This is a genomic window from Acinetobacter sp. P1(2025), assembly GCF_051390655.1.
GTDB classification, from domain to species: Bacteria; Pseudomonadota; Gammaproteobacteria; order Pseudomonadales; family Moraxellaceae; genus Acinetobacter; species Acinetobacter junii.
In genome coordinates, this window is record NZ_JBPKBJ010000111.1 from 1 (window position 1) to 7,690 (window position 7,690).

5 protein-coding genes, 1 tRNA gene and 2 pseudogenes are annotated in these 7,690 nt (G+C 38.7%); 5 read left to right on the top strand and 3 right to left on the bottom strand.

Annotation, left to right across the window (positions count from 1 at the left end; translation table 11 throughout):
- Window positions 1–113: 113 nt before the first annotated feature.
- Window positions 114–1,151: pseudogene (locus ACSC97_RS17175) on the top strand (glutamine synthetase family protein); the annotation flags it as partial.
- Between the two features lie 382 nt (window positions 1,152–1,533).
- Complete coding sequence (locus ACSC97_RS17180; protein ID WP_099949055.1) at window positions 1,534–2,343, top strand: metal-dependent hydrolase; 810 nt, start codon at window positions 1,534–1,536, stop codon at window positions 2,341–2,343.
- 221 nt (window positions 2,344–2,564) lie between these two features.
- On the opposite strand, the gene ACSC97_RS17185 is transcribed toward ACSC97_RS17180, so the two are convergent.
- Window positions 2,565–2,640: transfer RNA gene (locus ACSC97_RS17185), tRNA-Arg, on the bottom strand.
- Window positions 2,641–2,712: 72 nt separating this feature from the next.
- Window positions 2,713–4,071 (bottom strand): amino acid permease, encoded by a 1,359-nt coding sequence (locus ACSC97_RS17190; protein ID WP_004908516.1) that lies wholly within the window; start codon window positions 4,069–4,071, stop codon window positions 2,713–2,715.
- 371 nt (window positions 4,072–4,442) lie between these two features.
- Between ACSC97_RS17190 and prpF the strand changes: the two genes are divergently transcribed.
- The 3 genes from prpF to ACSC97_RS17205 all read left to right on the top strand — a co-directional run bounded on the left by prpF (window position 4,443) and on the right by ACSC97_RS17205 (window position 7,011).
- A complete protein-coding gene (prpF, locus tag ACSC97_RS17195; RefSeq protein ID WP_436662152.1) occupies window positions 4,443–5,630 on the top strand; it encodes a 2-methylaconitate cis-trans isomerase PrpF in 1,188 nt (395 codons plus the stop codon).
- Window positions 5,631–5,786: 156 nt separating this feature from the next.
- Window positions 5,787–6,698 carry a polyprenyl synthetase family protein gene (locus ACSC97_RS17200; RefSeq protein ID WP_436662154.1) on the top strand — a complete coding sequence of 304 codons (912 nt, stop codon included), beginning with the start codon at window positions 5,787–5,789 and terminating at the stop codon, window positions 6,696–6,698.
- Between the two features lie 13 nt (window positions 6,699–6,711).
- Window positions 6,712–7,011, top strand: coding sequence for a DUF3817 domain-containing protein (locus ACSC97_RS17205; RefSeq protein ID WP_436662156.1), 300 nt, complete (start codon window positions 6,712–6,714; stop codon window positions 7,009–7,011).
- A gap of 79 nt (window positions 7,012–7,090) precedes the next feature.
- Here ACSC97_RS17205 and ACSC97_RS17210 read toward each other — a convergent pair.
- Window positions 7,091–7,582, bottom strand: a pseudogene (locus ACSC97_RS17210) (SPFH domain-containing protein); the annotation flags it as partial.
- Window positions 7,583–7,690 lie beyond the last annotated feature (108 nt).

Below are 7,690 nucleotides of genomic sequence, written 5' to 3' on the forward strand. Positions count from 1 at the left end.
TATTTGTTTAAGATGAGATGTAACTCATTGAAATGTGCCATCATATTCGTCGTCAGAAAACAAGTATTATGCCATTATTTCAATGAGTTATATTTTTTTGTCGTGTACAAAGAGATCCACATATCAATGCTCAGTTACTTTTAACAATGAAAGAAAATAATTTACAAGCTTGTCGTTATGAACCGCGCAATATTTTAAAGAAATTGCTGAATCAATTACATCAGTTAGATTATTTTCCATGTATCGCTGCTGAGCTTGAGTTTTACTTACAGCCTTTATCCCAAGAGAGCCAAAAGTCAGCCATTCCTAAACAATGTTTTGATTTAAACCCACATGCTGATATCCAAGCAGTGTTGGATGAAATAGAAACGATTGCTCAAATACAGGGAATACATATCACTGGAATCGTTTCTGAGTCATCGTCAGATCAGTATGAAATTAATCTGCCGCATGGAACTGATATTTTGAAGCTCTGTGACCAAATCTTGATGTTAAAACGGAGTATTAAACAAGTTGCAAATAAACATGGCTTTAAAGCTAATTTTTTAGCAAAACCAGATTTGCATAAAGCAGGGAGTGGAATGCATTTTCATATGAGTCTACTTGATGCTAACAAACATAATATTTTTAGCTGTTCTGAACGTGACTTTGCAAAGCCATTATTAAATGTAATCAGTGGATTGATTCATTTCATGCCAGATTCTATGGCGATATTAGCCCCCAATTTCAATTCATATCGCCGATTTAAGTTAGGCCAGCATGTCCCTTTGGAAGCAAACTGGGGGTGGAATAATCGTAATGTCGCACTGCGCATCCCATGTGCGGATTCAGAAAATCAAAGAATCGAATATCGAGTAGCTGGAGCTGATTGTAATCCATATTTGGCAGTCGCCATCATATTAATGGGAACGCTGCATGGCTTAACTCACATATCAGCAATCCCTAAATCGGTGAATCAATCTAAGCAGATTGGTAAACATTATTTTCTTCCGACAGAACAAATAGATGCATTGAAGAGATTTAAAGCTAATCATTGGATGAGTGAATATTTAAATCAAGATTTTGTTGCATTGTGGTGCACTGTTAAACAGGCAGAGTATCAGCATGTCTTGAGCCAGATCACTGCTATTGAAAAAAATTGGGATATCTAAGTCATCACATATTTTATTGTCGGACTCAAAAAAGGCTGCTAAATGCTTTAATTGGAACAGCATTTATTTAGGCATAGCTTTGTAATGAGTTAAATATAGGCTCAAAACTCTATGAATTTTAAGGCATAACGCATCGAAGGATATAAAAAGTCTTTATAGGACAAATACACTGGTATATGAAAAACAAATTGACAGAATTCAGAAGAGGCTATAATTTAATCTTTAGTTCTAATTTGGAACTTTGTATAGCCTCTATTTAATTTCAAATAGTTGAGCTAATGTTTTGATTGAAGTTGTAGATCAATAAGAGATGTAAGTCATAAGACTTGCTCATGTGATTTAGTGTTTGCTTACAGAAATGTTATGCGTGAGGAGAGCGACGATGTCAAATGATGTGAATACAATTACAGTGCGCCAAACGCAATTCAAAGCCGAAAAAATTACCACGCAATACACTGAATCTACTTTGATGTCACATTTTCTCACAGCTCTATCCATGAGCTTCCCACAGGGTGAACGCTTTTTTGTAGAAACCGTCCGAAATGTGCGTGATCAAATCCATGATGAACAACTACAAAAAGATATCTCAGGTTTTATTGGGCAAGAGGCGCATCATGCGCGAGCACATGAGCAGTTTAATCAACTGGTGCAAAGCAATGATTATCATCTAAAAAAGTTTGAAAAGGCTTATGAGCAGGAAATGATCCGCTTAAGAACTTTAAGTAAGCGCCGTCAATTGGCTGCTACAGTCGCACTTGAGCATTTTACGGCGATGATGGCAGGCTATATGCTTGAATATCCAAATATTATGTTTAAAGGCTTATCTGAAAATATGAAGAATCTTTGGCTTTGGCATGCTGTTGAAGAAATCGAACATAAGCATGTGGCATTTGATGTATATCAGCAAGTCTTTGCTAACTTAGCTCAACGCCGTAGAAGTATGCGAACAATTACGGTGGGATTCATCAGTAGCACGATCATAATGACAGGTCATTTAGTCTGGCAAGATCGAAAGAATACCTTATATTCACCGAAGCAGCTGTTCAAGAACACACAAACACTTTTGGGGCTTGTCCACATGATGTGGCGTTTATTACCTGACTATTTAGCATTTTATAAAGCAAGTTTTCATCCATCTGAGATTGATCAGCAGGATTTATTGATCAAGGCGAGAGCTTTATTAGCAAGCTAATTTACTGATTGAGATTTAAAAGAACTATATTTTTTAGCGTTTGAAAGGTGAATAATTTACGGCATAAAAATGCGTATCTACTTTTGATTTTGGATTTTAAAAAGCTTAAATGATTTATCAACTTTTACTTCAATATACAAAGTTGATCTTTTTATGCAGGGTACGAGTTTCTATCTCACTGGCGTAGACCATATTAAAAAATATTGACTTCAACAGCTAAATGGTGCGCTCAGCGGGACTCGAACCCACGTCGGTCGCTTAGGAGGCAACTGCTCTATCCAGTTAAGCTATGAGCGCATAATTAAATGATTATAAACAAAAAAGTGATTGCCTTAGCAATCACTTTTTGATGAAACCGACTAGCTGTATTTAGCTCTTATTTTTCAAATTTAAAACACGATAGAGCACAAACATTAGAACAATCCAAATAGGAATCATGAGCACAGATTCTTTAAAACCTTGCTGCCACATGATGTAAAGTACAACCGCAATAAATGCGAGTACAAGATAATTGCTGAATGGTGACCATAAAGCAGGGAAGCTCGTTGTTAATGCTTTTTGTTTGACCATCGCTTTAAATTTCAAATGCGTCAAACTGATCATTGCCCAGTTTAAAACTAAAGCACCCACAACGACATACATCAAATGACCTAAGGCATCTTCTGGTACGAAGTAGTTTAAAAGTACACATCCGAAGATGAGCAATGCTGAAAGCAATACGGCTGGAACAGGAACACCCTGTTTATTCACTTTAGCAAATACTTTAGGTGCATTACCTTGTTCAGCTAAACCAAACAACATGCGGCTGTTTGCATACATACCACTGTTATATACAGATAATGCTGCGGTTAAAATAATGAAGTTAAGTAGGTGAGCAGCCCAACCAATTCCCATTTGACTGAAAATCATTACAAATGGGCTTTTATCTAATCCACCTAAATCAAGCTGATTCCAAGGCACAAGTGATAGTAAAATTGTGAGTGAACCGATGTAGAAAATCAGAATACGCAACACAACTTGGTTGATCGCTTTAGGAATCGTTTTCTTTGGATCATTGGCTTCAGCCGCTGCCATACCGATTAATTCAATACCACCAAATGCAAACATCAAGAATGCCAGCATGAAGAATAGACCTTCAAACCCATTCGGGAAGAATCCACCATGACTCCAAAGGTTGGTAAATGAAGCCGTAGAGTTGGCATCCGCAGTGAACAGCAAGAACAGACCAAATAAAATCATCGCTACAACAGCGGTGACTTTAATAATGGCTAACCAAAATTCTGACTCACCATAGAATTTTACATTGGTGAGATTGATCGCTGTAATAATCACAAAGAAGAATAAAACTGACTGCCATGCAGCAATATGAGGCCACCAGTAATTGATATATTTTGCGACTGCCGTGAGCTCACTCATCGCAACGAGGATATACAATATCCAATAATTCCAACCTGATAAAAAGCCTGGAAATTTACCCCAATATTGATATGCAAAATGACTAAATGAACCTGCTACAGGTTCTTCTACGATCATTTCACCGAGTTGACGCATGATTAAAAAAGCAATCAAACCGCCAATCGCATAACCCAAAATAATAGATGGTCCAGCAGACTGGATGACTTGCGCAGAACCTAAAAATAAGCCCGTACCAATAGCCCCACCCATCGCGATGAGTTGGATATGGCGGTTTTTTAGTCCACGCTGAAGTTTAGAAGAATCGTTGTTCAAAGGACTGAGCTCGACGAAGAATAAGTGGATTATTCTAATAGATTGAATGATTTTCGACTAGTCAAAGTACAGGCGGGCTATGACTGGAAAGTTGTTTTTAAAATTCATTTAAAATCTTATATTTGGGTGAATAGTAAACTAAGTGAAGTTTGTTTTCTGATCATTTAAATCGGGCACTTGATTTTTAAACCGCGTATAAATGTTTCGATGCCATTGTTAATCTGTACAAAAATACTCAATATAGTGAGCACATTTTACCCATAACAATTGACCGAAAAGCAATTGGTCGTATGGCATATTTTATTGCTGTGAAGTAATTTTAGACTCAAGATTTACTTGCACCAAGAACATGATAAAAGGATGAAATTGACATGAGCTCAGTACCGCAAATCAAAGTCCCTGCAACATATATGCGTGGTGGCACAAGTAAGGGTGTTTTTTTCAAACTTGATGATTTACCTGAAGCGGCACAAGTAGCAGGCAAAGCACGTGATCAACTTCTTCTCCGTGTGATTGGTAGTCCTGACCCATACGGTAAACAAATCGATGGTATGGGAGGGGCGACCTCAAGTACCAGTAAAACGGTAATTTTGGCTAAAAGTACACAGCCTGAACATGATGTTGATTATTTATTTGGACAGGTTTCAATTGATCAGCCTTTTGTAGATTGGAGTGGTAACTGCGGAAACCTCACTGCTGCTGTCGGTTCTTTTGCAATTTCAAATGGTTTGGTGGATGCAGCTCGTATCCCTGAAAATGGAATTTGCACAGTTCGCATTTGGCAGAAGAATATTCAAAAAACTATTATTGCGCACGTACCAGTGACCAATGGTCAAGTTCAAGAAACAGGTGATTTTGAATTAGATGGTGTCACTTTCCCTGCAGCAGAAGTTCAAATCGAATTTTTAGATCCTGCTGATGATGGTGATGAAGGTGGGGATATGTTCCCTACAGGAAATGTTGTTGATGAATTGGTGGTACCTGAGATCGGTACTTTCCATGCAACTTTCATTAATGCAGGTATTCCAACTATTTTCTTAAATGCAGAAGCGATTGGTTATCAAGGCACTGAATTACAAGATCATATTAATGGTGATGCCGCAGCATTGGCTCGTTTTGAAAAAATCCGTGCGTATGGTGCTGTTCAAATGGGTTTGATTAAAGACATCTCTGAAGCTGCTGCGCGTCAGCATACTCCGAAGATTGCTTTTGTATCTCAACCAAAAACCTATACATCATCAAGTGGTAAAACAGTTGAAGCTGCTGATGTTGACTTATTAGTACGTGCACTATCAATGGGTAAACTTCACCATGCCATGATGGGAACTGCTGCAGTTGCAATTGGTACTGCTGCTGCGATTCCTGGTACGTTGGTGAATTTAGCTGCTGGTGGTGGTGAGCGTGAAGCGGTTCGTTTTGGACATCCTTCAGGCACGTTACGTGTTGGTGCTCAAGCTGAGTTGATTGATGGAAAATGGGCTGTGAAAAAAGCCATAATGAGTCGTAGTGCACGTGTTCTGATGGAAGGTTGGGTTCGTGTACCAGGTGATACCTTCTAAGCCGTTTTCATCAGTTTTAAACACCTCCATTTCGAGGTGTTTTTATTTTGTATAGCTTGAAAATACAAAGATAATCTATCGGGATAAATAGTGATATGATGTTGCCATTCTGACAGATGCTGTCACTTCTTCATTTATTCATTTTTCGAGGCAATTGTGTCGTCTATTTCTCCAGTTAATGCGGATGTTTTAAAACAAGCTCAACAACGTATTCAACAAGATTTATTGACAGCATTGGCTGCATTTTCTCTCCCAGAACCACTCAAAGCAGCTGTTCACCATACCGTTATGCTTGGTGGTAAAAGAGTCCGCCCAGCTTTATGTTATGCGGCTGCTTCGTTACAAGCCAACCAAAACTTTGCTGCCGCACGTCGTGCAGCTGTCGCAGTAGAACTGATTCATTGCTACTCACTCGCACATGATGATTTGCCTTGTATGGATAATGATTTACTGCGTCGTGGTCAACCGACTTGTCATGTTGCATTTGGTGAAGATACTGCTTTGTTGGCAGGTGATATTCTGCAATCGATGGCATTTGAGATTTTAGGCAGTCGTTTATTTGACGATCAGGCACAAGGTACAGATGCAGCTATTGTTCTCAAGCAAATGCAAATCTTAGCTACAGCAAGTTCAAAGATGGTTTGCGGTCAGGTTTTGGATCTTCAAGCTGAAGGTAGGCATGTTGCCCAAGATGAATTGGAAAATATTCACCGTAATAAGACAGGTGCTTTAATTCAGGCTGCCATCATGATGGGGGCTGTGACTATTTACTCTGGCACAGATCAGGCGATTCCAAAATTACGTCAGTTTGGTCAGAGCATTGGCCTAGCTTTCCAAGTTCAGGATGACATTTTGGATATTACGGCGAGCACTGAAACCTTAGGTAAAACCGCAGGCAAAGATGAACAAGTCCAAAAATCAACATATCCTGCTTTAATGGGGTTAGAGCAGGCACAAGTCTATGCACAAACCTTACATGATCAAGCATTTGAAGCATTACAATACTTTGGTGAAAATGCCAAAGAGTTGATTGAGATTTCTAAATTTTTATTAGATCGAAAAAATTAATTTGGGGAAGTATATGAACGTACAAGCTTTACGGTTTGTGGGAACGCTTGAAGGCATTTCATTTTTATTATTGCTCGGCGTTGCCATGCCGATTAAGTATATTTGGGGAAATCCTGTTTTTGTCAAATATATTGGGATGGGACATGGCGTTTTATTTGTACTATTCCTTGTGATGCTTTTAGTTGTTTGCCATCGAATGAAATGGTCTCTGTCGATCTTTAATTTGGGCTTGATTGCTGCCATTTTACCATTTGGCCCTTTTATCTTTGATCGTAAAGTTAAGCAATTAGCCGAAAAGATCATTCAACGTTGATCGCAGAGTAAGATGAACTCAAGCACAAAAAAAGCCATGATGATCATGGCTTTTTTTGCAAATAAAACGTTAAAAACAATTAACGTCCCATAAGACCACGAATTGTATTTAAAACATCGGCTGGTAAAACCACTGTTTTTGCATTATTCGATTTCGCCATATCTTGCATAGCTTTTACATATTGTTCGCCCAATAGGTAAGCAACAGGAATTTCTTTGTCGCCAACAGCATTGGTCACCATATTAATTGCTTTCTCTGATGCTTCTGCAAGAACAACTTGAGCTTCTGCATCACGACGAGAGGCTTCGAGACGTCCTTCAGCTTCCAAAATCGCTGCTTGTTTTTCACCATCAGCTTTCGTAACAGTTGCACGACGCTGACGTTCAGCTGCGGCCTGTGCTTCCATAGCAGATTGCATCGTATGTGATGGTTGAATGTCTTGAATTTCTACAGTTTTAAGCGTAATTCCCCAATCAGAAATATCATCTGAAATGGCAGCCTTTAATTTCGCTTTGATATGATCACGTGATGACAAGGCATCATCCAAATCCATTTCACCCACGATCGGCTTTGTTGCACAAATAGACGAAAGGTAGAGTTGTTCTAATCTTCAGATATTTATGCAACAGCCACCGTTTTAGCTGTACCAAGTTGAGTAAATTTATTCAAAATATCGACT

Excerpts from the sequence above, each read along its gene's own strand:
- ACSC97_RS17205 (WP_436662156.1), top strand. The coding sequence starts at position 6,712 with ATGAACGTACAAGCTTTACGGTTTGTGGGAACGCTTGAAGGCATTTCA.
- prpF (WP_436662152.1), top strand. The coding sequence starts at position 4,443 with ATGAGCTCAGTACCGCAAATCAAAGTCCCTGCAACATATATGCGTGGT.
- ACSC97_RS17180 (WP_099949055.1), top strand. The coding sequence starts at position 1,534 with ATGTCAAATGATGTGAATACAATTACAGTGCGCCAAACGCAATTCAAA.